The organism is Pseudomonas sp. PWP3-1b2 (genome assembly GCF_049896045.1).
In the GTDB taxonomy this organism is placed as follows: Bacteria; Pseudomonadota; Gammaproteobacteria; order Pseudomonadales; family Pseudomonadaceae; genus Aquipseudomonas; species Aquipseudomonas antarctica_B.
The window spans coordinates 94,649-119,926 of sequence record NZ_JAFCTN010000005.1 but is presented as its reverse complement, the minus strand read 5'-3'; the positions used below and the strand labels follow the sequence as shown (position 1 = coordinate 119,926).

General features: G+C 60.8%; 28 protein-coding genes and 1 riboswitch. Of the genes, 9 read left to right on the top strand and 19 right to left on the bottom strand.

Features of this window, described 5'->3' with window-relative positions:
* Positions 1-98: 98 nt before the first annotated feature.
* Positions 99-1,358 carry a cation:proton antiporter gene (locus tag ACP7A2_RS05280; protein WP_426133375.1) on the top strand — a complete coding sequence of 420 codons (1,260 nt, stop codon included), beginning with the start codon at positions 99-101 and terminating at the stop codon, positions 1,356-1,358.
* On the opposite strand, the gene ACP7A2_RS05275 is transcribed toward ACP7A2_RS05280, so the two are convergent.
* Positions 1,352-2,239 (bottom strand): formate/nitrite transporter family protein, encoded by an 888-nt coding sequence (locus ACP7A2_RS05275; RefSeq protein WP_426133374.1) that lies wholly within the window; start codon positions 2,237-2,239, stop codon positions 1,352-1,354. The two genes, ACP7A2_RS05280 and ACP7A2_RS05275, sit on opposite strands and share 7 nt — an antisense overlap.
* Positions 2,240-2,316: 77 nt before the next feature.
* Entirely contained in the window at positions 2,317-2,721 is a 405-nt protein-coding gene (locus tag ACP7A2_RS05270) for an acyl-CoA thioesterase (RefSeq protein WP_348061527.1), read from the bottom strand.
* A gap of 198 nt (positions 2,722-2,919) precedes the next feature.
* A riboswitch (S-adenosyl-L-homocysteine riboswitch) is annotated at positions 2,920-3,026 on the top strand.
* A 21-nt stretch (positions 3,027-3,047) separates the two neighbouring features.
* Between ACP7A2_RS05270 and ahcY the strand changes: the two genes are divergently transcribed.
* The 4 genes from ahcY (at position 3,048) to ACP7A2_RS05250 (ending at position 8,492) form a co-directional block, all read left to right on the top strand.
* On the top strand, positions 3,048-4,457 hold the full coding sequence (ahcY, locus tag ACP7A2_RS05265; RefSeq protein ID WP_375066513.1) for an adenosylhomocysteinase: 1,410 nt from the start codon (positions 3,048-3,050) through the stop codon (positions 4,455-4,457).
* 154 nt (positions 4,458-4,611) lie between these two features.
* Positions 4,612-5,457, top strand: a complete 846-nt coding sequence (gene metF / locus ACP7A2_RS05260) for a methylenetetrahydrofolate reductase [NAD(P)H] (protein ID WP_426133373.1) — start codon at positions 4,612-4,614, stop codon at positions 5,455-5,457.
* A gap of 120 nt (positions 5,458-5,577) precedes the next feature.
* Entirely contained in the window at positions 5,578-6,369 is a 792-nt protein-coding gene (locus ACP7A2_RS05255; protein WP_426133372.1) for a substrate-binding periplasmic protein, read from the top strand.
* Between the two features lie 221 nt (positions 6,370-6,590).
* Positions 6,591-8,492, top strand: a complete 1,902-nt coding sequence (locus tag ACP7A2_RS05250) for a DEAD/DEAH box helicase (RefSeq protein WP_426133371.1) — start codon at positions 6,591-6,593, stop codon at positions 8,490-8,492.
* Positions 8,493-8,556: 64 nt separating this feature from the next.
* Here the strand turns inward: ACP7A2_RS05250 and ACP7A2_RS05245 are convergent, their stop codons facing one another.
* Positions 8,557-8,928 (bottom strand): nuclear transport factor 2 family protein, encoded by a 372-nt coding sequence (locus ACP7A2_RS05245; RefSeq protein ID WP_348062556.1) that lies wholly within the window; start codon positions 8,926-8,928, stop codon positions 8,557-8,559.
* A 128-nt stretch (positions 8,929-9,056) separates the two neighbouring features.
* Here ACP7A2_RS05245 and ACP7A2_RS05240 point away from each other — a divergent pair, with 128 nt between their 5' ends.
* Positions 9,057-9,941 carry a LysR substrate-binding domain-containing protein gene (locus ACP7A2_RS05240; protein ID WP_426133370.1) on the top strand — a complete coding sequence of 295 codons (885 nt, stop codon included), beginning with the start codon at positions 9,057-9,059 and terminating at the stop codon, positions 9,939-9,941.
* A 68-nt stretch (positions 9,942-10,009) separates the two neighbouring features.
* Here the strand turns inward: ACP7A2_RS05240 and ACP7A2_RS05235 are convergent, their stop codons facing one another.
* Entirely contained in the window at positions 10,010-10,588 is a 579-nt protein-coding gene (locus ACP7A2_RS05235) for a YceI family protein (protein ID WP_348062558.1), read from the bottom strand.
* A gap of 32 nt (positions 10,589-10,620) precedes the next feature.
* Positions 10,621-11,172, bottom strand: coding sequence for a cytochrome b (locus tag ACP7A2_RS05230; RefSeq protein WP_426133369.1), 552 nt, complete (start codon positions 11,170-11,172; stop codon positions 10,621-10,623).
* Between the two features lie 274 nt (positions 11,173-11,446).
* On the opposite strand from ACP7A2_RS05230, the gene ACP7A2_RS05225 reads away from it, so the two are divergent.
* Both ACP7A2_RS05225 and ACP7A2_RS05220 read left to right on the top strand, forming a co-directional pair.
* Positions 11,447-12,853 carry an adenosylmethionine--8-amino-7-oxononanoate transaminase gene (locus ACP7A2_RS05225; RefSeq protein WP_426133368.1) on the top strand — a complete coding sequence of 469 codons (1,407 nt, stop codon included), beginning with the start codon at positions 11,447-11,449 and terminating at the stop codon, positions 12,851-12,853.
* 61 nt (positions 12,854-12,914) lie between these two features.
* Entirely contained in the window at positions 12,915-13,634 is a 720-nt protein-coding gene (locus ACP7A2_RS05220) for a 16S rRNA (uracil(1498)-N(3))-methyltransferase (protein ID WP_426133367.1), read from the top strand.
* A gap of 119 nt (positions 13,635-13,753) precedes the next feature.
* On the opposite strand, the gene trhA is transcribed toward ACP7A2_RS05220, so the two are convergent.
* Positions 13,754-14,371 (bottom strand): PAQR family membrane homeostasis protein TrhA, encoded by a 618-nt coding sequence (gene trhA, locus ACP7A2_RS05215; protein ID WP_426133366.1) that lies wholly within the window; start codon positions 14,369-14,371, stop codon positions 13,754-13,756.
* Between the two features lie 144 nt (positions 14,372-14,515).
* On the opposite strand from trhA, the gene ACP7A2_RS05210 reads away from it, so the two are divergent.
* Positions 14,516-15,430 (top strand): LysR family transcriptional regulator, encoded by a 915-nt coding sequence (locus ACP7A2_RS05210; RefSeq protein WP_426133365.1) that lies wholly within the window; start codon positions 14,516-14,518, stop codon positions 15,428-15,430.
* Between the two features lie 103 nt (positions 15,431-15,533).
* Here the strand turns inward: ACP7A2_RS05210 and madM are convergent, their stop codons facing one another.
* From madM to ACP7A2_RS05145, 13 genes are all read right to left on the bottom strand, one after another.
* The gene (gene madM / locus ACP7A2_RS05205) at positions 15,534-16,298 is read right to left on the bottom strand and encodes a malonate transporter subunit MadM (protein ID WP_426133364.1); all 765 of its coding nucleotides are present in this window, start codon (positions 16,296-16,298) and stop codon (positions 15,534-15,536) included.
* A gap of 1 nt (position 16,299) precedes the next feature.
* Positions 16,300-16,704, bottom strand: coding sequence for a malonate transporter subunit MadL (gene madL, locus ACP7A2_RS05200; RefSeq protein ID WP_348061640.1), 405 nt, complete (start codon positions 16,702-16,704; stop codon positions 16,300-16,302).
* Positions 16,705-16,771: 67 nt separating this feature from the next.
* A complete protein-coding gene (gene mdcH / locus ACP7A2_RS05195; RefSeq protein ID WP_426133363.1) occupies positions 16,772-17,671 on the bottom strand; it encodes a malonate decarboxylase subunit epsilon in 900 nt (299 codons plus the stop codon).
* Positions 17,668-18,264, bottom strand: coding sequence for a malonate decarboxylase holo-ACP synthase (locus ACP7A2_RS05190; protein WP_426133362.1), 597 nt, complete (start codon positions 18,262-18,264; stop codon positions 17,668-17,670). The genes mdcH and ACP7A2_RS05190 overlap by 4 nt, the downstream gene beginning before the upstream one ends.
* On the bottom strand, positions 18,258-19,028 hold the full coding sequence (gene mdcE / locus ACP7A2_RS05185) for a biotin-independent malonate decarboxylase subunit gamma (protein ID WP_426133361.1): 771 nt from the start codon (positions 19,026-19,028) through the stop codon (positions 18,258-18,260). The genes ACP7A2_RS05190 and mdcE overlap by 7 nt, the downstream gene beginning before the upstream one ends.
* Positions 19,025-19,867 (bottom strand): biotin-independent malonate decarboxylase subunit beta, encoded by an 843-nt coding sequence (locus ACP7A2_RS05180; protein ID WP_426133360.1) that lies wholly within the window; start codon positions 19,865-19,867, stop codon positions 19,025-19,027. Before ACP7A2_RS05180 ends, mdcE begins: the two co-directional genes overlap by 4 nt.
* Positions 19,860-20,159 carry a malonate decarboxylase subunit delta gene (locus ACP7A2_RS05175; protein ID WP_426133359.1) on the bottom strand — a complete coding sequence of 100 codons (300 nt, stop codon included), beginning with the start codon at positions 20,157-20,159 and terminating at the stop codon, positions 19,860-19,862. The genes ACP7A2_RS05180 and ACP7A2_RS05175 overlap by 8 nt, the downstream gene beginning before the upstream one ends.
* Positions 20,159-20,992, bottom strand: coding sequence for a triphosphoribosyl-dephospho-CoA synthase (locus ACP7A2_RS05170; protein ID WP_426133358.1), 834 nt, complete (start codon positions 20,990-20,992; stop codon positions 20,159-20,161). Before ACP7A2_RS05170 ends, ACP7A2_RS05175 begins: the two co-directional genes overlap by 1 nt.
* Positions 20,993-22,663, bottom strand: a complete 1,671-nt coding sequence (gene mdcA, locus ACP7A2_RS05165; protein WP_426133357.1) for a malonate decarboxylase subunit alpha — start codon at positions 22,661-22,663, stop codon at positions 20,993-20,995. It lies immediately after the preceding gene.
* Between the two features lie 248 nt (positions 22,664-22,911).
* Positions 22,912-23,496 (bottom strand): nucleotidyltransferase domain-containing protein, encoded by a 585-nt coding sequence (locus ACP7A2_RS05160; RefSeq protein ID WP_426133356.1) that lies wholly within the window; start codon positions 23,494-23,496, stop codon positions 22,912-22,914.
* Positions 23,497-23,740: 244 nt separating this feature from the next.
* Positions 23,741-24,001, bottom strand: coding sequence for a DUF6124 family protein (locus tag ACP7A2_RS05155; RefSeq protein WP_426133355.1), 261 nt, complete (start codon positions 23,999-24,001; stop codon positions 23,741-23,743).
* A 358-nt stretch (positions 24,002-24,359) separates the two neighbouring features.
* Positions 24,360-24,779, bottom strand: coding sequence for a hypothetical protein (locus tag ACP7A2_RS05150; RefSeq protein WP_375066497.1), 420 nt, complete (start codon positions 24,777-24,779; stop codon positions 24,360-24,362).
* A complete protein-coding gene (locus ACP7A2_RS05145) occupies positions 24,757-25,140 on the bottom strand; it encodes a polymorphic toxin type 44 domain-containing protein (protein ID WP_375066495.1) in 384 nt (127 codons plus the stop codon). Before ACP7A2_RS05145 ends, ACP7A2_RS05150 begins: the two co-directional genes overlap by 23 nt.
* Positions 25,141-25,278 lie beyond the last annotated feature (138 nt).

The following is a 25,278-nucleotide window of genomic DNA, read 5'->3' as shown; positions in this document are numbered from 1 at the left end:
TTCTATCAGGCTTTTGCCCGATACCTTGCAACATCAGGCCGCTGCTGCGGTCCATCCCCCCATCATGCTTGTTCCACCCCAACTTCCAAGGACCCCGGATGCTTGAACTTGTCGCCGCCTTCATTTGCCTCACCACCCTGCTCACGTATGTGAACTTCCGCTTTATTGGCCTGCCGCCGACCATCGGCGTGATGGTCACCGCCTTGCTGTTTTCCCTGATCCTGCAAGGCTTGAGCTTTATCGGCTACCCGGGCCTGGAAGAACGCATCCAGCAACTGATCGGCCAGATCGACTTCGGCGATTTGCTGATGAACTGGATGCTCTCGTTCCTGCTGTTCGCCGGCGCCTTGCACGTCAACCTCAGCGACCTGCGCAGCTACCGCTGGCCCATTGGCTTGCTGGCGACGTTCGGTGTGTTGATCGCCACCGTGGTGATCGGCAGCCTGGCGTATTACATCTTTGCCCTGTTTGGCTGGCACATAAGCTTCCTGTACTGCCTGCTGTTCGGCGCACTGATCTCGCCCACCGACCCGATTGCGGTGCTGGGCGTGCTGCGAACCGCCAATGCCTCAAAACCTCTGAAAACCACCATCGTCGGCGAGTCGCTGTTCAACGACGGCACCGCAGTCGTTGTGTTTACCGTGCTGCTGGGCATCGCGCAGTTGGGTGACACGCCGACCGTGGGCGCCACCGCCATGCTGTTTGTGCATGAAGCGATTGGCGGCGTAGCGTTTGGCGGGCTGATCGGTTACCTGGTGTACCTGATGATCAAGAGCATCGAACAGCATCAGATTGAAGTGATGTTGACCCTCGCCCTGGTGATCGGCGGCTCGGCAATGGCCACCGAATTGCACGTCTCCGCGCCGATTGCGATGGTGGTGGCGGGTCTGATTATCGGCAACCTGGGCCGCAAGCTGGCGATGAACGACATGACCCGGCGTTACATGGACGGCTTTTGGGAGCTGCTCGATGACATGCTCAACGCCATGCTGTTTGCGCTGATCGGCATGGAACTGCTGCTGTTGCCGTTTAACTGGCTGCACGTGTTTGCCGCCAGCTTGCTCGCCGTGGCGATTCTGCTCTCGCGCCTGCTGACCGTGGCCCCGGCGATCCTGCTGCTGCGCCGCTGGCGCACCGTGCCGCGTGGCACTATCCGTATTCTCACGTGGGGCGGCTTGCGCGGCGGCGTGTCGGTGGCACTGGCGTTGGCCCTGCCACTGGGCCCGGAGCGTGACTTGCTGCTGAGCATCACCTACATCGTGGTGCTGTCGTCGATCCTGCTGCAGGGGTTGAGCATCGGCAAGCTGGTCAAGCGCGTGACCCGGGACGAACCCCAGGCCACGCCTGAGCATCACTGACGTTTGTCGATCTGCTGCGGATGCCTCGGGTCCGCAGCATTTTTGCCTGGCAGGCTGCTTTCACTGCGAATCTGCGCGTGGCTGATCAGCGCAAAGATAAAGCTGCCGCCAATGATATTGCCCGCCAGCGTCGGCCCGGCGAACACCAGCCAGAAGTCTTTCCACGGCAATTCGCCGGCGAACACCAGGTAGGACACTTCCGCCGAGCCGACCACGATGTGGGTGAAATCCCCCAGCGCCATCAGGTAGGTGATCAGGATGATGATGAACATCTTGGCGCTTTCCATGGACGGGATCATCCAGACCATGGTGGCAATCATCCAGCCGGAAATAATGCCCTTGGCGAACATCTGGCCGGGGTCGTTCTCCATGACCTTGCGGCCGATTTCGAGAAAGGCCAGGTCGGTCTTGGTGTCGAAGATCGGCAAGTGCAGCATCACGTAGGCCACCAGCAAGGTGCCACACAGGTTGCCCACCAGCACCACCGTCCATAGCCGCAGCAAGCGGCCGGCATTGGCGAAGGTCGGCTTGCTCATTACCGGAAGCACTGCGGTCAGGGTGTTTTCGGTGAACAGTTGCTGGCGCGCCAGGATCACCGCAAGGAAGCCTGCGCAGTAGCCAAAACTGGCGATGACCTTGAATGCCTCACCGTCCGGCAAGCGCGAGTTGAGCAAGCCCATGCCCATCAGCGACAGGCCCATGGTGAGGCCGGCGGCCAGCGCCGACCACCACAGGGCCGCCACATTGCGCTCCAGTTCCTGGTCGCCCTGGGTGCGGATGATTTCATGCAGTACCGCCGCGCGGGGCGGCTGGTTTTTGTCTACGTCCTGTTGCTCTTCCTGCGACAGGTTGGGGGTTTTACCGTCTTCTTGAGTAGCCATGGTCTTACCTGAACGGGGGGGCTGTGTTCAGGTACGACCTATCACCCATCAAGAGCGTTCACTGGCCGGCCACAGGTTTATTCGCTGATGCCGTCCCCGGTGAACTGGTCTTTCACGTATTTGATTTCAGTACGGCCATGGGGCGCTGGCAGGCCGTCCTCGCCCAGGTTGACGAAGACCATTTTTTCCACAGTCAGGATGCTTTTACGGGTGATTTTATTGCGCACTTCACAGGTCAGGGTGATGGAGGTGCGGCCGAACTCGGTGGCGGTGATGCCCAGTTCGATGATGTCACCCTGGCGCGAGGCGCTGACGAAGTTGATTTCGGAGATGTACTTGGTCACCACGCGCTGGTTGCCCAACTGGACAATCGCGTAGATCGCCGCTTCTTCGTCGATCCAGCGCAGCAGGCTGCCACCGAACAGGGTGCCATTGGGGTTGAGGTCTTCGGGTTTTACCCATTTGCGGGTGTGGAAGTTCATGGTCACTCCAAAGCGTCTTGCGAAATGATGGACAACATCATGGCAGAGCCCGGCCCCAAGCTCTATGAGCCATTGCCTATCATGCCCATGAGCGATCTTCATCCGGCCGACAGAAAGGCTTGGGAAGTGCCGCGTACACGGCTATAATCCCCACCGTTTCAAAACGGTCATCTCCAGTTGATACCGTTCTCCCGCCACCTGTCCGAGGGGCGCTGCAGCAGGTTCTTCCTGTCAGGCTCGGATGGGGCGTTGTCCGGCCTGCTTTATACGGCCTGATACTAAACGCACAACGGCGCCCATTCGCACACTACGAATGGAGGCTCTTCATGAGCGCTGTCAACACGCCTGCAGATTTCACCGACTACAAAGTCGCCGACATGTCCCTTGCTGCCTGGGGCCGTCGTGAAACCTTTATTGCTGAATCCGAAATGCCTGCCCTGATGGGTCTGCGCCGCAAATACGCCGCTGAGCAGCCACTCAAAGGCGCGAAAATCCTCGGCTGCATTCACATGACCATTCAGACTGCCGTGCTGATCGAAACCCTGGTTGCCCTGGGTGCCGAAGTACGTTGGTCGTCCTGCAACATTTTCTCCACGCAAGACCAGGCCGCTGCTGCCATTGCTGCTGCCGGCATCGCGGTGTACGCCTGGAAAGGCGAAACCGAAGAAGAGTACGAGTGGTGCCTGGAGCAAACCATCCTCAAGGATGGCGCGCCGTGGGATGCCAACATGATCCTCGACGACGGCGGCGACCTGACTGAGCTGCTGCACAAGAAATACCCGCAGATCCTCGACCGCGTCCACGGCGTGACCGAAGAAACCACCACCGGCGTACACCGCCTGCTGGACATGCTGGCCAAGGGCGAGCTGAAAATCCCGGCCATCAACGTCAACGACTCGGTGACCAAGAGCAAAAACGACAACAAGTACGGCTGCCGTCACAGCCTGAACGATGCGATCAAGCGCGGTACTGACCACCTGCTGTCGGGCAAGCAAGCCCTGGTGATCGGTTACGGTGACGTGGGCAAGGGTTCGGCCCAGTCCCTGCGTCAGGAAGGCATGATCGTTAAAGTCTCCGAAGTTGACCCGATCTGCGCCATGCAAGCCTGCATGGACGGCTTTGAACTGGTTTCGCCGTTCATCGACGGTATCAACGACGGCACCGAAGCCAGCATCGACAAAGCCCTGCTGGGCAAGATCGACCTGATCGTAACCACCACCGGTAACGTGAATGTGTGCGATGCGAACATGCTCAAAGCCCTGAAGAAGCGCGCTGTTGTCTGCAACATCGGCCACTTCGACAACGAAATCGACACCGCTTTCATGCGCAAAAACTGGGCATGGGAAGAAGTGAAGCCGCAGGTACACAAGGTTCACCGTACCGGCGCTGGCGATTTCGACCCACAGAACGACGACTACCTGATCCTGCTGGCTGAAGGCCGTCTGGTGAACCTGGGTAACGCCACTGGCCACCCAAGCCGCATCATGGATGGCTCGTTCGCCAACCAGGTACTGGCGCAGATCTTCCTGTTCGAACAGAAATACGCCGACCTGTCGCCTGCCCAGAAAGCCGAGCGCCTGACCGTGGAAGTACTGCCGAAGAAACTCGACGAAGAAGTGGCCCTGGAAATGGTCCGCGGCTTCGGCGGCGTGGTGACTCAACTGACCAAGACCCAGGCCGACTACATCGGCGTGACCGTTGAAGGCCCGTTCAAGCCGCACGCTTACCGCTACTGATCGACCTGGTGCCAGCTGCCATAGGGGAGCTGGCTTTTGTGGGAGCTGGCTTGCCTGCGATGGCATCGCCTCGGTACTGCTGAGACACCGAGGCGCCTGCATCGCGGGCAAGCCCGCTCCCACACCGGTATTCTGAGTTTCCATAGGTACGACCATGTCCCAAGACCGTCGCTACAGCTTCGAGTTCTTCCCGACCAAGACCGATGCTGGGCATGAAAAACTGATGGCCACTGCCACGCAGTTGGCCCGTTACAACCCCGACTTCTTTTCCTGCACCTACGGCGCCGGCGGCTCGACCCGTGACCGCACGATCAACACCGTGTTGCAGCTGGAAAGCCAGGTCAACGTTCCCGCCGCTCCGCACTTGTCGTGCGTGGGCGACAGCAAAGACGACCTGCGCAGCCTGCTGACTCAATACAAGAGCGCCGGCATCAAGCGCATCGTTGCCCTGCGTGGCGACCTGCCGTCCGGCATGGGCATGGCCAGCGGTGAGCTGCGCTACGCCAATGACCTGGTGAGCTTCATCCGCGAAGAAAGCGGCGATCACTTCCACATCGAAGTGGCGGCTTACCCGGAGATGCATCCCCAGGCGCGCAATTTCGAAGACGATTTGCAAAATTTCGTGCGCAAGGCCAACGCCGGCGCCAACAGCGCAATCACCCAGTACTTCTTCAACGCCGACAGCTACTTCTACTTCGTCGAGCGTGTACGGGCGATGGGCGTGAACATCCCGATCGTGCCGGGCATCATGCCGATCACCAACTACAGCAAGCTGGCACGTTTCTCCGACGCGTGCGGCGCTGAAATCCCACGCTGGGTGCGCAAGCAACTGGAAGCTTACGGCGACGACGTCAAGAGCATCCAGGCGTTCGGCGAGCAGGTCATCAGCGAAATGTGCGAGCGCTTGTTGCAAGGTGGCGCACCAGGGTTGCACTTCTACACCCTGAACCAGGCGGAACCGAGCCTCGCCATCTGGAACAACCTCAAGCTGCCACGCTGAGGTTTTCCCGCAGTACCCAAGGCCCTCGTCATGACGAGGGCCTTTTTTGTTTCTGCGCCCTGCCCGCCGATGCGTGTGCCAGAGCTTCTCTTTGAGGCAAGGGCGTCGTAATCTCCAGGCATGCCCGTCATTCTCAAGTTGTTGACCGCCGTGCTTTTTACTCTCCTGAGCCTCAGCGCTTTCGGCGAGAAACTGCGCATTGTCACCGAACCCTGGGCGCCCTATGTATACGAAGACCAAGGCACCATGCGCGGGCTGGACTTTGAAGCCACCGTGGCGGTGTTCCAGCGCCTGGGTGTTGAAGTGGAGTGGCAGTTTCTACCGTGGAAACGCTGCCTGGCCATGCTCGACGGGGGCCACGCGGATGGCGCACTGGATATTTTTCACAGCCCTGACCGCGACGCCTTGCTGCTGTACCCGAGCGAGCCACTGTCCGACGTCGAATTCGTGCTGTTCTACGCCAACAACCGCCCGCATCCGGCAGAGACACTCGACGACCTGCGCGGCCTGACCATCGGCACCTCGCCGGGCTATCTTTATGGCGACGCGTTCAGCGAATCCAGCCTGTTCAACAGAGAGCCTGCACCCAGCCATGAGGCCAACTTCGGCAAATTGTCGTTGGGACGTATCGACCTGCTGATCACCGACCGCCGGGTGGGCCAGCATGTGATCAAGGCGCTGGGCCTGGAAGGCGAGGTCAGCCAGGCGCCGCTGGTGGTCAGCCGCCAGCAGCAGTTTCTGGCGGTGCGCCGTGGTGCGGGCATGGACCTGCTGGTGCAGCGCTTCGCCGCCGAGCTCAAACGCTTCAAACAGGAACCGGCGTACGCCACCTTGAGTGCCAAATATGGGGGAATCCAAGCCATTACGGCGTCAGAACACACCGTTGAGCAGCAGGAAAGCGGCGCGCCGTGATTGCTCTGTTATACTCCGGCCTTTCCGCCAGGCTTACGCCCGGCCGCTGAGGTCTTGAAAAAGGCACCCAACCCAGCTACTGCGCAGCTTTCAGCCCGCGCGAGCCGGTGGAGTGCCCGCCAGACGCAGCAGGACCGGACGGGATTGCGCTCCCCTAAGCGCCATTCACGCCCGGCAAGATTATCCCTTTGGGCCAAGCCCTAACTAAAACAGGATTACTCATGTCCTTTGCTTCCCTCGGTCTCTCCGAGGCTTTAGTCCGCGCCATCGAGGCAGCGGGCTATACCGAGCCTACTCCGGTGCAACAGCGGGCCATTCCCGCCGTGTTGCAAGGTCGCGACCTGATGGTTGCGGCTCAGACAGGTACTGGTAAAACCGGCGGCTTCGCCCTCCCGATTCTGGAGCGGTTGTTTCCCAATGGTCATCCGGACAAATCCCAGCGTCACGGCCCGCGCCAACCGCGCGTACTGGTCCTGACCCCAACCCGCGAACTCGCCGCCCAAGTGCACGACAGCTTCAAGCTGTATGCCCGCGACCTGAAGTTCGTCAGCGCCTGCATCTTCGGCGGCGTAGGCATGAACCCACAGGTTCAGGCCATGTCCCGTGGTGTTGACGTGCTGGTGGCCTGCCCCGGTCGTTTGCTCGACCTGTGCGGCCAGGGCAGCGTCGATTTGTCCCACGTGGAAATCCTCGTGCTGGACGAAGCCGACCGCATGCTCGACATGGGCTTTGTCCATGACGTGAAAAAGGTCCTCGCCCGCCTGCCGGCCAAACGTCAGAACCTGCTGTTTTCGGCAACGTTCTCCCAGGACATCACTGCCCTGGCCGGCAAGTTGCTGCACAACCCGGAACGCATCGAAGTCACGCCGCCGAACACCACGGTCGAGCGTATCGAGCAACGCGTCTTCCGCCTGGCGGCCAGCCACAAGCGTGCGCTGCTGGCGCACCTGATCACCGCCGGTGCCTGGGAACAAGTGCTGGTGTTTACCCGCACCAAGCACGGCGCCAACCGCCTGGCCGAGTACCTGGACAAGCACGGCCTCACCGCCGTCGCCATCCACGGCAACAAGAGCCAGAACGCGCGCACCAAAGCATTGGCCGACTTCAAGGCCGGTGAAGTACGCATCCTGGTTGCCACCGATATCGCCGCCCGCGGCCTGGATATCGACCAATTGCCACACGTGGTCAACTTCGAGCTGCCAAACGTCGACGAAGACTATGTGCACCGTATCGGCCGTACCGGCCGCGCCGGTCGTTCGGGTGAAGCCATTTCCCTGGTTGCACCGGACGAAGAAAAACTGCTGAAAAGCATCGAACGCATGACCAAGCAGAAAATTGCCGACGGCAACCTGATGGGCTTCGATGCCAGCGCCGTGGAGGCCGAAAAGCCTGAAGTGCGCGAGCGTCCGGACGTGCGTAACCCGCGCAACCCACGCGGTCCGAAGGGCGATGGCCCGAACGGCGGCGGTGGTGGCGGTGGTCGTCGCGACAAGGGCAAAGACAAAGGCGGCAAGGAAAAGGCGCCTGCCAACGGCCGTGGCGAACGCCCGGCCCGTGAGCAGAAACCCCGTGAAGGCACCCCGGCCCGCGAACAGCGCCAGCCGAGCCAGCCGCCACGCGCCGCCGCCGACCGTGCGCCGGACGAGTTCCTTGACGACGATATCGATAACTTCGGTAACCGTGCAGACTACGTGCCTCAGGCCAAACCGGCCCAGGGCCGTGGCCGCCGTCCAGGTGCGCAGGCTCCGGGCGCAGGTGCTGGCACCGGTTCCGGCGCACCCCGTGGCGGCCAGCCACAGGGCGCTCGTCAGAACGGCCCGCGCAACAGCAGCGGCGGTACCACCGGTACTCCGCCAGCCAAACGCAGCGGCCCGCGTAACGGCGCACCGCGTGACGGCCAGGCGCGTCGCGAAGACTCGCGCAGCAGCAACAACCGTCGCCCGGCCCGTGACGACCAGCCTCGTTCGTCCGAGCCAGCGGTGCAGAACCCGCGCGGCGGCCCGGCACCGAAGATCATCCACAAGGAGTCGAAAGCTGACCGCTTCCCGACACCCGAGCAGTTGGACCAACTGCCAGGCCGTCCTCGTGGTGAAAAACCAGCGCTGCTGACCCGCAACCGCTGAGTCACCAGGCTGTAAAAAAACGCCCCGATTGTTCGGGGCGTTTTTGCATCTGACGGTTAACGTGTTATTCGGCAACTTCACCGGCTTTGTGAAACAGTTTGGCGAAGATCATCCAGCGCCCGTCAACTTTCATCAAATTCAAATAGTCGACCATTACGTTATTGAACAACCGCAAGCGCACTTTGACGATGGCCATTTCCGGCGACATCACGTCAATCATCAGTACTTCATCCAGCTGTGGAAAACCGCCTTGCTGCGGCGACTCACGGCCCTGCACCATGGTCCGGTACTCATCAAAAGGCCGAACAACCACCGCAGCATTCTGCGCGCTGTACAACATGCAGCCACGATGAAACACCTGGTCAAACGTGTTCAATTCCTGGGTTTGCAACACAGTAAAGTAGTCTTTCAAAAAGGCTTGGATTTCAGTAATCACGGTTAATAACTCCCGATATTTTCAACATGACGTTAGTTAAACCACTAACAAGACGCCGATTATCGGTAGCCCACTCACTTCACGTATAGCGGCTATTATTAGGCTTTTCCGTGAAAGGAATTCACCTATTGAAGCTCCCTCCCCTCGCTGCACTGCGTGCCTTTGAAGCGTTGGCTCGGCTGGGCAAGGTGAACCTGGCGGCGCTTGAGCTGCACGTGACGCATAGCGCCGTCAGCCATCAGATTCGCTCACTCGAAGACTATTTGGGCATCGCACTGGTTTCGCGTGAAAAAAGGTCCCTGGTGTTAACGGATGAAGGCCGCGTTTATGCCTACCAGATCAGGCAGGCGCTGGGCGAAATTGCCGGTGTTACCGAAAAACTGCTGGCGAAAACCAGGCACCCGCAACTGACGCTCTCAGTGCTGCCGTCCTACGCCATGTATTGGTTGCTGCCGCGCCTGCAAGGGTTCATGACCGCCCACCCCGGGCTGCGCCTGAAGCTGGAGTCGAGCATGGAGTTCGTCAGCTTCGAGCAGGGGCTGATTGACTGCGCCATCCGCTTTGGCCATGGCCAATGGCCGGACGTGCAGTGCGAGCCCCTGATGGCCGACGCCTTGCTCGTGATTGCAGCCCCGCACTTCAATGCCGGCGCGCTGCCAGACACAGCGCAAGCCATCCTCGAACAACCGCTGCTGCACGCCAGTGAAAGCTGGCCAGTCTGGCTCAGCGCCGCCGGCGTGGAGGGGCAGCGCCCGCCTGCCTCGCTGGAATTCACTGACTCAACGTTGATGCTCGAAGCCGTCAGACTCGGATACGGCGTCGCGCTCACCCGACGATCCATTGCCCATTCGCTGATTCAGCGCGGGGAGCTGGTCAAACTGACAACGGTCGAACCTGCGCACTCTTCACGCTACTACCTGGTCTGGCCTGCCGGCAGTCAGCGTTCAGCGCAATTGATCACGCTGCACACCTGGCTCAAAGACCAGATCGTGGAATATCAGGCCAGCCTGTAAAGCACTAGCAGTACGCCAGACAGCAAAACGCCGACCCTGAGGTCGGCGCTTCGATTAAACGGCGACTATTACTTCGCTTTGACACCTTCCAGCGAGATGTCCAGGTCCACGGTCTGGGAAGACGGGCCTGGGCCTTTGATGCCGAAGTCGTTCAGTTGCAGCGTGGTGGTAGCGTTGAAGCCAGCACGTTCGCCGCCCCACGGGTCCTTGCCTTCGCCGTTGAACGTGGCCTTGAAGGTCACAGGCTTGGTCACGCCGTGGAACGTCAGGTCGCCGGTCACGTCAGCGGTTTTGGCGCCGGTGGACTTGACCGAGGTAGATACGAACTTGGCGTCAGCAAACTTGGCAACGTCCAGGAAATCCTTGCTGGCGATGTGCTTGTCACGCTCTGCGTGGTTGGACCACAGGCTGGCGGTTTTCACGTCGACGGCAATTTTGCTGTCTTCAGGTTTGGCCGAGTCCCAGCTGAAAGTGCCGTCCCAATCCTTGAAGGTACCGTGGATATAGCTGTAGCCCAGGTGGCTGATTTTCCAGTCGATGAAGGCGTGTTGGCCTTCTTTGTCGATCTTGTAGTCAGCCGCCATCGCCGAGCCGGCGGACAACAGGGCAGAACCGATGGCCAGGGCCGCGAGAGTCTTTTTCAACATGCTTTCTATTCCTTGTGAGTCGAGGTTGAACATCAGGCTTTGCGCCCCAGCATTCGCGTGAGGGTCGCATCACGATCGATAAAGTGGTGTTTCAACGCAGCCACGCCGTGCAAGCCGGCGAACACTACCAACACCCAGGCGAGGTACAGGTGCACCAGGCCAGCGTTGTCTGCCTGATCCGGTAGCCCGGAAATCACGGCAGGAATTTCGAACAGGCCAAACACCGAAATACCGACACCGTCTGCGGTGGAAATCAGGTAACCGGCAATCATCACGGCAAACAGCGCCAGATACAGGAACGCGTGGCCACAGGCCGCGCCGATACGGGTCAAACGGCTGTAACTGGCCAGCGGAGGTGGTGGCGGGCTGACCAGGCGCCAGACAATGCGCACCAGCATCAGGGCGAACAGCGTGATGCCAATGCTTCTGTGCAGATCGGGCGCGGCTTTGCGCCAGACGTCGTAGTAATCGAGGCCGACCATCCACAAGCCCAGCGCGAACAAACCAAACACCACCAAGGCTACGCCCCAGTGCAACACCATGCTGACCCAACCATACCGGGCCTTTGAATTACGTAGCTGCATGTCCCAAATCCCGTGAGTGCTGTGCCCAAGACTAGCGATTTATCTATCGAATTAAAGCCTAAAAATTCGCTTTGAAATATCGAGAAATATGATCTTGAGATTATGCACAATACGTTAACAACCGATTAAGGACTATTCCCAGTAAACGTGACAGATCGTCCTGCGTTTACTGCCAATTCACGCTTAATGGGTTGTGACACAGTCGCCCATTGCATAGGCTTGCGCGATTGTTACGCCTGCGCCGGCTGCAGGACCGCTTCGAGGAGATAAAACGATGGGCTTGAACAACCAGTGGATGCAACGCGACCTTGCGGTGCTGTGGCATCCCTGTACCCAGATGAAAGATCACCAGCAACTGCCGCTGATCCCGATCAAGCGCGGTGAAGGCGTGTGGCTGGAAGACTTCGAAGGCAAGCGCTACCTCGACGCCGTCAGTTCCTGGTGGGTCAATGTGTTCGGCCACGCCAACCCGCGCATCAATCAGCGCATCAAGGATCAGGTCGACCAACTGGAACACGTGATCCTCGCCGGCTTCAGCCACCAGCCGGTGATCGAGCTGTCCGAGCGCCTGGTCAAGATGACGCCCGAGGGCCTGACGCGGTGTTTCTACGCCGATAACGGCTCATCGTGCATCGAAGTCGCGCTGAAAATGAGCTTTCACTACTGGCTCAACCGTGGCCTGCCGAACAAAAAGCGTTTCGTCACCCTGACCAACAGCTACCACGGCGAAACCATCGCCGCGATGTCGGTGGGCGACGTGCCGCTGTTTACCGAGACCTATAAAGCGCTGCTGCTCGACACCCTTAAAGTGCCGAGCCCGGATTGCTACCAGCGCCCCGAGGGCATGAGCTGGGAAGAACACTCGCGCACCCTGTTCCTGGCCATGGAACAGACCCTGGCGGAAAACCACGACACCGTCGCCGCCGTGATCGTCGAGCCGCTGATCCAGGGCGCTGGCGGCATGCGCATGTACCACCCGGTGTACCTCAAACTGCTGCGCGAAGCCTGCGACCGCTACGGCGTGCACCTGATCCACGACGAAATCGCCGTGGGCTTCGGCCGCACCGGCACCATGTTCGCCTGCGAGCAAGCCGGCATCCGCCCGGACTTCCTGTGCCTGTCCAAAGCGCTGACCGGCGGCTACCTGCCGTTGGCCGCCGTGGTCACCACTGATGATGTGTACGATGCCTTCTACGACGACTACTCGACCCTGCGCGCCTTCCTGCATTCCCACAGCTACACCGGCAACCCGCTGGCGTGCGCGGCGGCCCTGGCGACTTTGGATATTTTCGAAGAAGACAACGTCATCGAAAACAACAAGGCCTTGGCCCAGCGCATGGCCACCGCCACCGCGCACTTGGTTGACCACCCGCACGTGTCGGAAGTCCGCCAGACCGGCATGGTGCTGGCCATCGAGATGGTGCAGGACAAAGCCACCAAAACCGCCTACCCATGGCAGGAACGCCGTGGCCTGAAAGTATTCGAGCACGCCCTGGAACGCGGCGCGCTGTTGCGCCCGCTGGGCAGCGTGGTGTATTTCCTGCCGCCGTACGTGATCACGCCCGAGCAGATCGACTTCCTGGCCGAAGTGGCCAGTGAAGGCATCGATATCGCCACCAACAGCAACGTCAGTGTGTCAGTGCCCCAAGACTTCCACCCAGGCTTCCGCGACCCGGGCTAACAAGGCAAAAGGGCCACAATTGATACACACCATGGTTTGCTAAATTTTCCAGAGAACAGAAATGAGACTGTCCCGCTTTTTCACCGACACCCCGCTGAGCATCGGCGACCACGAGCTGCCTGAAGCCCAGGCGCATTACATCAGCCGTGTGTTGCGCATGACCGAAGGCGACGCCGTGCAGTTCTTCGACGGCTCCGGCCAGGAATTTCGCGGCACGCTGCTGGAAGTCGGTAAAAAGCGCGTCACCGTGCAACTCACCGAAAGCTTCGCCGGCCAGACCGAATCGCCGCTGCACATCCACCTCGGCCAGGGCCTGTCCCGGGGCGAGCGTATGGATTGGGCGATTCAGAAAGCGACCGAACTGGGCGTCAACGCGATCACGCCGATTTTCACCGAGCGCTGCGAAGTCCGCCTCAAGGACGAACGCGCCGACAAACGCCTGCTGCACTGGCGCCAGGTGGCGATCAGCGCCTGCGAGCAATGCGGGCGCTCAACGGTGCCGGTGATTCTCCCACCGCTGTTACTGGCGGACTGGCTGAAGCAGACCGAGGCGGATTTGAAGCTGGTGCTGCACCCGGTGGCAGAACCGATGATCAGCCACGCCAAGCCGTCGAGCCTGGCCTTCCTGATCGGGCCAGAAGGCGGGCTGACTGACGCCGAAGTCGAATCCGCAAAAGGCGCCGGCTACCACGCCGCCCGCCTCGGCCCACGCGTGCTGCGCACTGAAACAGCGCCAGTTGTAGCGCTGGCAGTCGCCCAACAACTCTGGGGCGATTTCTAACCCTCTTCCGTTGCAAACCCAATCAAAACTGTGGGAGCTGGCTTGCCTGCGATGCGGGCACCTCGGTGCATCAGGTGCACTCAGTCGATGCCATCGCAGGCAAGCCAGCTCCCACAGGGTTAGAGCACGTAACGCATGATCGCCACAAAATGCAGCAGGCTGCCGCCGATCACAAACAAATGCCATATCCCATGGGAGTGGCGCAGGCGATCCTCCAGGGCGAAAAAGATAATCCCGACGGTGTACAACACCCCGCCCGACGCCAGCCATACAAACCCCGCCGTGCCCAGCGCGGCAATCAGCGGCTTGACCGCCACCAGCACAATCCAGCCCATCACCGCATAAATCACGATCGACAGAATCCGCGCCTCGGAGCGCGGCTTGATCTCTTGCAGGATGCCGATCACCGCCAGCCCCCACACAATCCCGAACAGCGTCCAGCCCCAGGGCCCGCGTAATGTCACCAGGCAAAACGGCGTGTAACTGCCGGCGATCAACAGGTAGATCGAAAAGTGATCGACCTTCTGCATGATCTCTTTACGTCGCCCCTGAACGCTGTGATACACCGTCGAGGCGCTGTACAACACCAACAGCGTAAAGCCATAAATCGCCACGCTGACGATCTTCCAGGGGCTGCCATCCAGGCTCGCCACCACCAACATCCACACTGCGCCAATAAACGCCGCGACTGCACCGAGCAAATGGCTCCAGGCGTTGAATCGTTCACCGTGGTACATCTGTCACTGACCTCCTCTAACCGTTAACGATGGGCTGGCTAGCGTCCAACCTTGCGCATAAGAGTGCAAGCGGCTTATGACGATCCGGGGACGCCGCGCGGTTTTGCGGGCACAATCGAGCGCATTCGAACCCGAGCCACGGCCATGCTGATCGACGAAGAATTCACCCTCAAAAAACTGGAAATCTTCCTGGCGTTCATGCGCACCGGCAACCTGGCCCGCGCCGCCGCCGAGCTGAACACCAGCAACGTCAGCGTGCACCGCGCCATCCACTCCCTGGAAAATGCCCTGCGCTGCCCGCTGTTCAAACACGAAGGCCGCAACCTCACGCCGCTGGAAAGCGCCTACGTGCTGGAAGAGCGCGCGCAGAAACTGGTGGCCGACGTGGTCGACAGCGTGCGCCTGACCCGCGAAGCCGCGGGTTTCTCCGCCGAGCGTTTCAAGCTCGGCTCGCTGTACTCGCTGACGGTCAAGACCGTGCCGCAGCTGATCATGGGCCTGAAAATCCGCCGCAGCGAACTCAACATCGACCTGATCCTGGGCTCCAACTTCGACCTGCTCTACAAGCTCAAGAACATGGAAGTGGACGCCATCCTCATCGCCCTCGACGAACGCGCCAACGACCCCGATTGCGAGCAGATCGCGCTGTTTACCGACGACATTTTTCTCGCCACCCCGGCCGACTCGCCCTTCGACCGCGAACAACAGATCGACCTCGCTGACGTGCGCGACGCCACCTTCATCACCCTCACCCAAGGCTTCGCCACGCACCAGGACGGCAATCAGGTGTTCAAGCAGGCGGGGTTCGAGCCGAAGGTGGCGATGCAGGTGAATGACATTTTCACCTTGCTGAGCATGGTCAGCTCGGGCGTGGGTTATGCGCTGCTGCCGGGGCGGATTGCGGCGGTGTATGAGAACCGCGTGAAGCTGATACCGCTGCAACCCCGGTATCGGTTGCAGCAGCACATTGGTGTGGTGTTTTTGAAGGCCAAGGAGCGTGACCCGAACTTGCTGGCGCTGTTGGCGGAGTGCCGGATGTATGCCAACCGCCAGGCTTGAGACCGCCATCGCAGGCAAGCCAGCTCCCACATTTGAAGGTATTCACAGATCAAAATTGTGGGAGCTGGCTTGCCTGCGATGAGGCCATTAAATCCAGCGACAATCAGCCGACCAAGCCACGCACGATGAAATACAACACCGAAGGCCCCAGCAAGCACCCAAGCCCGGTGTGAAACGTCGCCGTCAACGCGCCATACGGCACCAACCGCCGATCCGTCGCGGCCAAGCCTGCGGTCACGCCGCTGACAGTCCCCGCCAACCCACCAAACACCATCGCCGAACGCGGGTTATCCAACCCCATCCAGCGCGCCGCCACCGGCGTGCCGACCATCACCAGAATCGCCTTGATCAAGCCCGTGGCAATCGACAACGCCATCACATCCGAGGTCGCGCCAATCGCCGCACCGGTCACCGGCCCAACGATATACGTCACGGCGCCGGCGCCAATGGTGGTCATGCTGATCGCATCGCGATAACCAAACGCCCACGCCATGCTCGCGCCCACAATAAACGGCAGAACCGTGCCCAGCAGCAGCGCAATCACACCTATCAACCCGGCCTTGCGCGCTTCGGTGGCTTGCACTTCAAACGCCGTGGCGACGATGGCAAAGTCACGCAGCATCGCGCCGCCCATCAACCCAATCCCCGAGAACAGCGCCATATCCGCCAGGCCTTTCTGCCCGCCGGTCAGCGTGCCACCCACCCACGCCAGCACCAGCCCGATAACAATGGCAATCGCCGAGCCATGGATGCGCCCAAACGTCAGGCGCCTGGACAGCACCACGGAAATCCACATCACCACACCGACCACGGCAAAGGCCGTGACCAGGCCGTTATTCTCCAAGCCCTTCTGGATAAGAGGCCACATATCAGCGACCTCCCGCAGCGACGATCAGCGGCTCTTCGGCGGGCAACGGTTCGCCCTTGTGAGTGCGACTGATCAGGGCAATGGTGCAGCCGCACACCACCACCGAACCGATGGCCGCCAACACCGCGACCGGGCCGCCGTGCAGGGCCGTGACCACGTTTTGCTGCGCGGCCATCGCGACCACCACGGGGATGTACATGGCGCCCCAGAAGCCCACGCCCATTTCGCAATCCTTGGTCATGCCGCCGCGTTTTTGCATCCACAAGCGCGCGCAGATCAGCAGGATCATCGCGATACCCACCCCGCCCACGTTGGATTTAACACCCAGCAACACGCCGAGCATGTCGCCTAGAATCACGCCCGCCAGCATGCAGATCGCCAGCAATGCCACACCGTAAATAATCATGGTTGTTGTCCTCAAAGTGCTCGTTCGAAATTGTTGTTTTTGTGCTTCGAAAGCTTTGGGTGGTGCTTTATCGGTGGCGGCGCTCCTCCTCTTGCAGCAGGGCCTGCAAGGTGTCCAGGCGCGCGCCTTCGCAGGCGATCACGGTGCCTTGTTCAAACACCCGGCGTGAGAGGCCGGTAAGCACCGCGCCCGGCGGCAGTTCGATTTGCAGCCGCACGCCACGCTCGTAGGCGCTTTGCACAGTGCCGCGCCAGTCGACGATGCGGCACATGTTGAAGGCCAGGTCGTCGCGCAATTGCTCGGGGTTGTGGATCGGCCGCGCGCGGGTGCTGCTCAGGTAGGTGATGCGCGGCGTCTTGAGTGTGACAAAGGCTTGCGCCAACGCCTGGGCCGGTTGCTCCAGCAACGCGCAGTGGGACGGCACGCTCACGGCCAGGCGCTTGGCGACGCCGTTGCCTTTGATGCGGTTGGCGACGCGCGTCATGGCTTCGTTGCTGCCGGCAATCACCGTCTGGTTGTCGGCGTTGATATTGGCCAGGTACACCGGGGTTTCGGGGCTGTGAACTTCGGCCAGCAAGGTTTCGACGGTGGATAAGTCCGGGCCGATGAGCGCGGTCATTCCATAGCCTTGTGGGTAAGCGCTTTGCATCAACTCGCCACGCAGGCTGACCAGTTTCACAGCATCTGCAAAGTCCAGGGCTCCCGCAATCACCGCCGCCGGGTAAGCACCAATGGACAGGCCCGCGACGTAATCCGGGGTGTGTTGCAGCAAGCGGGCGTTGGCTACGCCGGCGATCAACAAGCACAGCTGAACCGCCCGCGTCGACTCAAGGGCTTTCGCAGAATCGAGCGCGCGAACGTCTTCACCCAAGGCCTCACTGGCTTGATCCAGCACCTCGGCGGGCAACGGCTGGAGCATGCCCGGCCGTTGAGCGCCCTGCCCTGGAAACACCAGAAGGCTGCTCATTCCACGGCCTGCCAGGGGTCCAGCACCAAGTGCGCGCCGCTGGCGGTTTTCAGCAATACACGGCGCGATCCACCGGCCCACTCGCGCAAGGCGACGGCGCCAAACGGGGTTTGCAGTTGCAGGTCCACGGCGCATGGTGCGGTGTTGAGGATTGCCAGCAGGCCCTCTGCATCACCTCGAGTCAGCCGCTGCGGCGTGCGCAGAATCAAATCCAGATCACTCTGCTCATGCAGCGCTTCAATACCTGTGGCCAGTTCAAAACCTGCACTGCCCGTGACGCCCCAGTTTTCGCCCGCCAGCACTGGCCGCAGCGCTGTGAGTGCGCGCACTGCAGGCAAATCCCGTGGCGAAATAACGCCGCACAAGGCTTCCGGTTCCACGCGGCGTTGCACGGCAGCCACCGGCATCACGGCGGCAAACCGTTGTTCACGCAGACAGCCGCGCACGCCAACCGCCACGCAGCCCGGCGCCGCTATGGCGCGACGCACCACCACTGGCTGGCCGGCGCTGATCGCCTCCAGCGCCCAGGCTGGGGCGTCAGCAGGCAGATGCGCCGGGGTCATGCCCCAGAGCAAATCGTGCGCGTTCACCACTGCTCCCGCAGCAGTTGGCGCACATGGCTGGATGCCGCGCGATGGGTGGCGCCGAGACGGCTGCTCAAATCGCAGCCATCGACGTCCTTGATCGCCTTCAGCAGGCAATCGCTGACTCGCGCCACATCGTCCGGCGTGGGCTGTTCAATCTGGCTGACCGACAGCGTCTCCCAGAGCAAACCGAGGCTGGCGTAACTCTCGATGTCATAGGCCATCGGCGGCACGCTGGCGGCCAGGGCTTCCAGCTCTTCGACGCTGCGCAAGGTCACCCGCGCGGCCGAGGCCTTGCCCATGGCGTGCACCATCACGCCGGGGTCGCGCAGGGCGATCAGGCGGTTGGCCTGGTAACCGTGGGCGAGAAACGCGCCGGACATGGCCTTGCCCACCAGCAGCGCGATCACCGGGTGCCCGGCCAGACGAGCGCGGGCGTAGCTGTCGGCAGCGGCGGCCAAGGCCTGGTGGATGCCGAGGGCTTCTTCGCGACGACCATAAGCCTGGCTCGGCACATCGACGATGGCGATGATTGGCCGCTTGTCGCCACGGGCGATGGCTTCATCCACCGCTTTGGCGAGGCCCCAGCCTTCGAGCAAACCGACCTCGCCATTGCGTGCGCGGGGGAAGCGGTTGTGTGGGTCGGCGACCACGGCGATAAAGCGCACCGCCTGTTCACCCAGCACGCCGTCGGCGACTTTCAGCGAGTCCGGCAAACCCTCAACGGGCGTTGCGCCAGCGCTCAATGCGTTGAACCACTGCAACCCTCTCATGAGCGTTCTCCTTGATACAGCGCGCGCACCGTCGCCGTGTCGATCTGCGGCGTGGCGTCGAGTTCAGCCAGGCGCGCGAGGTAAAACTCGGCCTGACGGCTGCGTTGTTGAGTCGGCAAACCCTGTTGCAGCAGTTCAGTGACGGTCTGTTGGATGTGCGCCACATCGTCGGCCACATAACGGTCGGCCAAACCACTGTGGAACCGTTGCTCGCCGCCGGTAAGGCTCCAGATGAACGGCCGGTCGCGGGAGTCGTATTCTTCCAGGCCCGCTTCCTGCTCGATCACTTGCGGGCCATTGAGGCCCAAACGCGCTTCGCGGGTAACCACGAGGTAGCTGCACAGGCCCGCCGCGATGGACATGCCGCCAAAGCAACCGACGCTGCCCGCCACCACGCCGATCACCGGCTGGTATTGGCGCAGGTCGACAATCGCCGCATGAATATCGGCAATCGCGGCCAGGCCCAGGTTGGCTTCCTGCAAGCGCACGCCGCCGGTTTCCAGCAGCAATACGGCGCGAGTCGGCACACCTTTGCGGTTGTCTTCGGCCGCCAGCTCAAGGGCGCCAGCGATTTTCGCGCCGCCGACTTCACCGAGGCTGCCGCCCTGAAAATTGCCTTCGATGGCAGCGATTACCACCGGTAAACCGTCGATGCTGCCCTTGGCGATCACCACACCGTCATCCGCCTGCGGCACCACGCCCTGGCGGCTGAGCCACGGCGACATGACGCGTTGAAACGGGTCGATCAGTTCACGAAAAGAACCAGCATCCAGCAAGGCCCTGGCCCGTTGCCGCGCACCGAGTTCGACGAAGCTGTGTTTGTTGAGCAAGTCAGTCATGGCCGATCTCCTCGAAACCCTGCTCCAGGCGCAAACGCACCACGCCGGGGGTGGCGCCGAAATCGTGGATATCGATCTTCAAGGCGGGTGGCGTCTGTTCGAGGAAGATGCGCTCGAACAGATTTTGCCAGCGTTGCTCGGCGCCATTTACCGAGGTCTGCACCTGAATGGTCAGCGTGCCGGGCGTGCCCGGTTCCAGCAGCACTTCCAGGTCGCCGGAGCCGACGCAACCCACCAGCGCACGGCATTTGGGCGGCTGCCCGGCGGGGAATTCAAAGGATAAGGTTTCCATCAAAACGCTCCGTCGAGGCGGTCGATAAACAGGCAGGCGGCCAACAGGTCGGCGGCGCCGCCGGGGGAGGCATTCAGCGCCAGCAGTTGGTGGTCGAGTTCGTGCAACTGGCGCCGCCCGGCGAGGGTTGCGCTGCCGCCAGCGTCGAGTACGGCTTGGGCGCCGCGCTGCATGGCGTTGATGCCGTCGGGGCCTGCGCGGTAGAGCACGCAGGTGTCGGCCAGGTCGGTCATGATGGCGAGCAAGGCATCCAGACGCGCGTTCTGTTCGCCGGTGTTTTGCAGGCGGCTTTTATGCAGTTGCGGCAGGCCGCGTTGCACCACCGAGGGGAAGCCAAGTTGGGCTTCTTCACGGGCGCCGCGCGCGCCGTAACGTTGGGCAACCTGCGCGCCGTGGCTCATGGGTTGAGGCGCGTAGCGGTCGTTGAGCAGGGCCAGTTTTGCGGCCGTCAGCGTGACAGCGCGAGGCTCCAGCGCTGCGGCTGCAGTGAGCAAACCGAGGGCCCAGATCGCACCGCGATGGGTGTTCACGCCATTGGTGGTGATGAGCATCGCCTGTTCACCTTCGCGGCCAATCCGCCCGAGGGCTTCGCGCAGGGGCAAGCCGATCTCGCCACATTCGATAGCCGCTTCGGCCATTTCCTTGAACATCGGCCATAACGACAACGCCGAGGCGTGCATCAGGCCCAGGTGCAAATCGCTGTGGGCGCCGCTGCCGCGACGGTCCACCAGGGCAGGTTTGGGCGACAAGTCGGCCTCATCGATCAACGCCTCGACGGCCATGTCTGCCAGGCGATCAGCGAGGCTGAGTTCATGCAGTTTGAGGGCGCGCATTTACCAGCTCCTGAACTTGGCGGGCGGGTTATACAGACCACCGGACCAGTCCACCAGGTCAGCCACACTTTTGGCGGCCAGCAATTCGCGGGTGGCGTCGGTGCGGCGGATGCCGAGGTCTTCGGGCAAGGCGATCAAGCCTTCACGGCGCATGCGCGCGGTGTCTTTGGGGTTGTGGCGCAGGCCGATAGCGGTTACCCCGGCGACGGCGGCGATCATCGCCTGGCGCTCGTCCAGCGAGCGCGCCTTGTACAGGTAGGCGATGCCTTCTTCGGTGAGCAGGTGGGTCACGTCGTCGCCGTAGATCATGATCGGCGCCAGCGGCATGCCGCTTTTGCGCGCTACTTCCACCGCATCGAGGGTCTCGACGAAGGTCGGTTTGCCGCCTTCCTGGAAGGTTTCGACCATTTGCACCACAAGCTTTTTACCGCGCTCCAACAAAGCTTCCGGCGCGTCATCGTGGCGCATATCCAGCCAAGCAGGCGTGCCATGGCGACGCCCGCGCGGGTCGTGGCCCATGTTCGGCGCGCCACCAAAACCGGCGAGGCGGCCACGGGTGACGGTGGAAGAATGGCCGTCGCCGTCGACTTGCAGGGTAGCGCCGATAAACAGGTCCACCGCGTATTGGCCAGCGAGTTGGCAGAACATCCGGTTGGAACGCATCGAGCCATCGCGGCCGGTGAAGAACACATCCGGCCGCGCGGCGATGTAGTTTTCCATGCCCAGTTCGGTACCGAAGCAATGCACGCTTTCGACCCAACCGCTTTCAATCGCGGGGATCAAGGTAGGGTGTGGGTTGAGCGTCCAGTTGCGGCAAATCTTGCCCTTAAGGCCCAGGGATTCGCCGTAGGTCGGCAGTATCAACTCGATGGCGGCGGTGTTGAAACCGATGCCGTGGTTGAGCGACTGCACATTGTGTTTTTCGTAGATGCCACGGATCGCCATCATCGCCATCAGCACATGCACCGGCTTGATGTGGCGCGGGTCGCGAGTGAACAGCGGTTCGATGTAGAACGGCTTGTCGGCCACCACCACAAAATCCACCCAACTCGCCGGGATGTCGACGCGGGGCAAGTCCGTCACGTCGTCCACCAACTGGTTGACCTGCACGATGACAATGCCATCGCTGAACGCAGCGGGCTCAATCAGCGCCGGGGTGTCTTCGGTGCTGGCGCCGGTGTAGATGTTACCGGCGCGGTCAGCCATGAAACCGGCGGACAGCACGACGTTGGGAATCAGGTCCACCACCAGCCGCGCGTAGAGTTCGATGTAGGTGTGAATCGCGCCGATTTCCAGTTGGCCGTCTTCCAGCAACTGGCTGATGCGCAGGGATTGGGTGCCCGCAAAGGAAAAGTCCAGCTTGCGAGCGATGCCCTTTTCAAACAGGTCCAGGTGCTCGGAACGGCCGACACTGGGCATGATCATGTGCAAATCGTGGAGCTTGGCCGGGTCGGCCTTGGCCAGGGAGCGCGAGAGAAAATCGGCCTGTTTCTGGTTGTTGCCTTCCAGCACCACACGGTCGCCGGGCAGGATCAGCGCCTCAAGCGCCTCGACGATTTTGTCGGCTGGCAACACCGCCCCGTCTGCGAAATGCTTGACCAGCCCGAGCCGCCGCTGCTTCTCGTCGCGCCGCCGCGTCCAGCGCGAGTCAGGGGTGATGGTTGCTGTCATGGTCGCTCCACGGGGTTTGCTGTCGTGGGGCTACCTTAGGATCGAATTTAGTGACCATCAATCAAGCGCGGCGGTGGATCGTTACGGCTGGAGTAATGATGTAACTGGGAACGTTGGGTTCAAGCCAGTTGAAGATACAAATTTGGGAGCTGGCTTGCCTGCGATGGCGGTGGGTCAGCCAAGCAAGCTTCAACTGAGAGGTCGCTATCGCAGGCAAGCCAGCTCCCACATATGTTCGGCGGTGTTTGCTAGATGGGGTTGCCCCCAATCAGATTGATCTTGTCCTGCTGCACCACCCGCTGCACAAAACTGTTTTCGGCATTCCATTTGCCGATCCAGTCTTCGGGGGTGTACAGCGTCGGGTTGATGGTGCGGCCCAGTTGCTCTTCAAGCGGCATGAGTTGCTCCATGACGTCACTGTAGTTGAGGCTTTCGCCGATCAACATGAGATCTATGTCACTGGATGAGTGCGCATCGCCCTTCGCGATGGAGCCGTAGATAAAAGCCCAGGTCAGTTGTTCGGCGAATGGCGCCAATGCATTGCGCAAAGGCTCGTCCAGGCTCAGCGTTTTGCGCACGATGGCGAGCAATTCCGAGTAGACCGGGCACTGGGGGTTGGCTTGGTAATGGGTCTGGTTGCCTTGGCGCGTCTGGCTCAAGATGCCGGCCAACTGCAAGCGCTCCAGCTCACGGGTGAGGCTGCCCTTGCCCACCTTGGCCCAGCGAGCGATTTCATTGGTGAAGAAGCTTTGGTCTGGTTTTCCAAAAAGCAGGCCCAGCACTTTTTGCTGGGTCGCGGTGAAAAGTGCAGCGCTGAGTGGCAAGGTTTGCATGGCAGCGGCCAAGGAGTCCCAAAAAGGGGACGATAGGTCCCTTTTTGGGAACGATCAAGTTTCCTGTGGCATATCACTATCAGCCAGACACACCAAATCCCGTGTGGGAGCTGGCTTGCCTGCGATGGCGGTGGGTCAGCCAAGAAATCATTCACTGACAGTCCCTCATCGCAGGCAAGCCAGCTCCCACATTTGTTCGATGGCGTTCGTTAGATAGCAGTCCCATAAAGGGAACGATCAGTCCCTATTCGGGACCGACTTGGGACTGGCGTGAAGGGCTGACTTGCTCCAGCGCTCTGTCCACCAGCAACTGCCCTAACGCTGCCATTTGTTGAATAGCCAACAATATCGCGCGTTGGGAGTGCTCCAGGTCGAAAGCGAGGTTGCAGGTCATGGCGTTCAGCGAGGACAAGGTTTCGCTGGCGTTGACGAGGAGGGTTTCAGTGTCTTGCTGGGGGTTTACGATAAAAAGGTCGGTAGGCGGGTTTGGAGTAGGTTTGATCATGATGAAGCTCCTAAACAGTCAGTAAGGAGCGCCACCGTTCGCTTGCACGCGAATGAGGGTGGCGACCGTGCGCAGGTGTGCAAGACCGGGCCTGTTTAGGACACCCAGCAGGTCCGAAGACCTCCTGCGCGCAGCCGCCATAAAGCAGCGAGCACAAAAAACGCCCGTTGGATGGCTGGGCGTTTGTACGCCTAAACAGTTTCGTCGGACTTGCACGTCCGTGTCACCGTTTTTTGCGATGACGAAGCGAAGACTAGCCGCCATGACTGCCCGCAACAAGTTCATGCACAGCCCGAAATCTTGCAGGAAAAATCCGACGCGCCCCCACCTTGATCGTTCCGACGCGGAACGATCAGCATCACAAAGTCATTTCCACTTTCACAATCCCAAGACCCTCCAGGGCATAGCTGCTGTACTCATACACGCGCCCATGAATAGCCAAATGGAGAACACCGCCTTCCACAGCTACGTGCACATCGGGCTCTTTTGTTTTCAAAAAAGGATGCGCCGACACCAATGCAGCAAGTATCTCCTGATCACTCCCCAAATTTTCATGGACGTAGTATCTGTAGGAAAAGCCCACCGTCGCACCACCCTGGCTATCTCGCGCCCCATAGATCGAGGTGCCGTTCCCCAAAGAATGTTTCAACACCACTTCGTCCAGGTCAGGTGTACCGGATGACATGATCCAGCTGCCCCCGATGTAGATCAGGCAAACCACCAGCAAGCAATTTCGCAGCATGGGTACGAGCGCCTTAATGGCCTTGAGAAATTGCATACTCAATACCTCTCCTTATCCAATATTGGTCTCGCGGATCATCGCCGAAAGGATCACCACCCCACCATGATCCAAAGTCCGGTCGTGTAGTTTTTGCAAACGTTTGAGCGACACCTGCAGCACGTAACAGAACATGGTCTGGAATACCCAGCACCGTGCCCGTGGCCCCATAATTGAAGTTACCAAAAGCCTCGTACTGACGCCCCCGCTTCTTGTAATTCCATGGCCCGGCAGCCCTGACCTGAGAGTAGAACCAGGAATAGGCAAATGCCGAGCCTGACTTGAGATGAACACTCTTGCACTTGGCTGTCGCCATATTTTCGAGAATGGAAACACCGGACGGCATTAACGGTACGGCCATTTGCTAGTCCTTGCTGGCAGTGAGGAGCGCAGAACCTAGCACCCCACTTAGGACTGAACATCCCACAGAATCCAGATACAGAACTCGCCTACAGCCTCTCCATCCTATTCCGACATTTGTATGATCGATCTGGACCAG

Coding starts and splice junctions, on each gene's coding strand:
- ACP7A2_RS05280 (WP_426133375.1), top strand. CDS start 99: ATGCTTGAACTTGTCGCCGCCTTCATTTGCCTCACCACCCTGCTCACG.
- ACP7A2_RS05275 (WP_426133374.1), bottom strand. CDS start 2,239: ATGGCTACTCAAGAAGACGGTAAAACCCCCAACCTGTCGCAGGAAGAG.
- ACP7A2_RS05270 (WP_348061527.1), bottom strand. CDS start 2,721: ATGAACTTCCACACCCGCAAATGGGTAAAACCCGAAGACCTCAACCCC.
- ahcY (WP_375066513.1), top strand. CDS start 3,048: ATGAGCGCTGTCAACACGCCTGCAGATTTCACCGACTACAAAGTCGCC.
- metF (WP_426133373.1), top strand. CDS start 4,612: ATGTCCCAAGACCGTCGCTACAGCTTCGAGTTCTTCCCGACCAAGACC.
- ACP7A2_RS05255 (WP_426133372.1), top strand. CDS start 5,578: ATGCCCGTCATTCTCAAGTTGTTGACCGCCGTGCTTTTTACTCTCCTG.
- ACP7A2_RS05250 (WP_426133371.1), top strand. CDS start 6,591: ATGTCCTTTGCTTCCCTCGGTCTCTCCGAGGCTTTAGTCCGCGCCATC.
- ACP7A2_RS05235 (WP_348062558.1), bottom strand. CDS start 10,588: ATGTTGAAAAAGACTCTCGCGGCCCTGGCCATCGGTTCTGCCCTGTTG.
- ACP7A2_RS05230 (WP_426133369.1), bottom strand. CDS start 11,172: ATGCAGCTACGTAATTCAAAGGCCCGGTATGGTTGGGTCAGCATGGTG.
- ACP7A2_RS05225 (WP_426133368.1), top strand. CDS start 11,447: ATGGGCTTGAACAACCAGTGGATGCAACGCGACCTTGCGGTGCTGTGG.
- ACP7A2_RS05220 (WP_426133367.1), top strand. CDS start 12,915: ATGAGACTGTCCCGCTTTTTCACCGACACCCCGCTGAGCATCGGCGAC.
- trhA (WP_426133366.1), bottom strand. CDS start 14,371: ATGTACCACGGTGAACGATTCAACGCCTGGAGCCATTTGCTCGGTGCA.
- ACP7A2_RS05210 (WP_426133365.1), top strand. CDS start 14,516: ATGCTGATCGACGAAGAATTCACCCTCAAAAAACTGGAAATCTTCCTG.
- madM (WP_426133364.1), bottom strand. CDS start 16,298: ATGTGGCCTCTTATCCAGAAGGGCTTGGAGAATAACGGCCTGGTCACG.
- madL (WP_348061640.1), bottom strand. CDS start 16,704: ATGATTATTTACGGTGTGGCATTGCTGGCGATCTGCATGCTGGCGGGC.
- mdcH (WP_426133363.1), bottom strand. CDS start 17,671: ATGAGCAGCCTTCTGGTGTTTCCAGGGCAGGGCGCTCAACGGCCGGGC.
- mdcE (WP_426133361.1), bottom strand. CDS start 19,028: ATGAGAGGGTTGCAGTGGTTCAACGCATTGAGCGCTGGCGCAACGCCC.
- ACP7A2_RS05180 (WP_426133360.1), bottom strand. CDS start 19,867: ATGACTGACTTGCTCAACAAACACAGCTTCGTCGAACTCGGTGCGCGG.
- ACP7A2_RS05175 (WP_426133359.1), bottom strand. CDS start 20,159: ATGGAAACCTTATCCTTTGAATTCCCCGCCGGGCAGCCGCCCAAATGC.
- ACP7A2_RS05170 (WP_426133358.1), bottom strand. CDS start 20,992: ATGCGCGCCCTCAAACTGCATGAACTCAGCCTCGCTGATCGCCTGGCA.
- mdcA (WP_426133357.1), bottom strand. CDS start 22,663: ATGACAGCAACCATCACCCCTGACTCGCGCTGGACGCGGCGGCGCGAC.
- ACP7A2_RS05160 (WP_426133356.1), bottom strand. CDS start 23,496: ATGCAAACCTTGCCACTCAGCGCTGCACTTTTCACCGCGACCCAGCAA.
- ACP7A2_RS05155 (WP_426133355.1), bottom strand. CDS start 24,001: ATGATCAAACCTACTCCAAACCCGCCTACCGACCTTTTTATCGTAAAC.
- ACP7A2_RS05150 (WP_375066497.1), bottom strand. CDS start 24,779: ATGCAATTTCTCAAGGCCATTAAGGCGCTCGTACCCATGCTGCGAAAT.
- ACP7A2_RS05145 (WP_375066495.1), bottom strand. CDS start 25,140: ATGGCCGTACCGTTAATGCCGTCCGGTGTTTCCATTCTCGAAAATATG.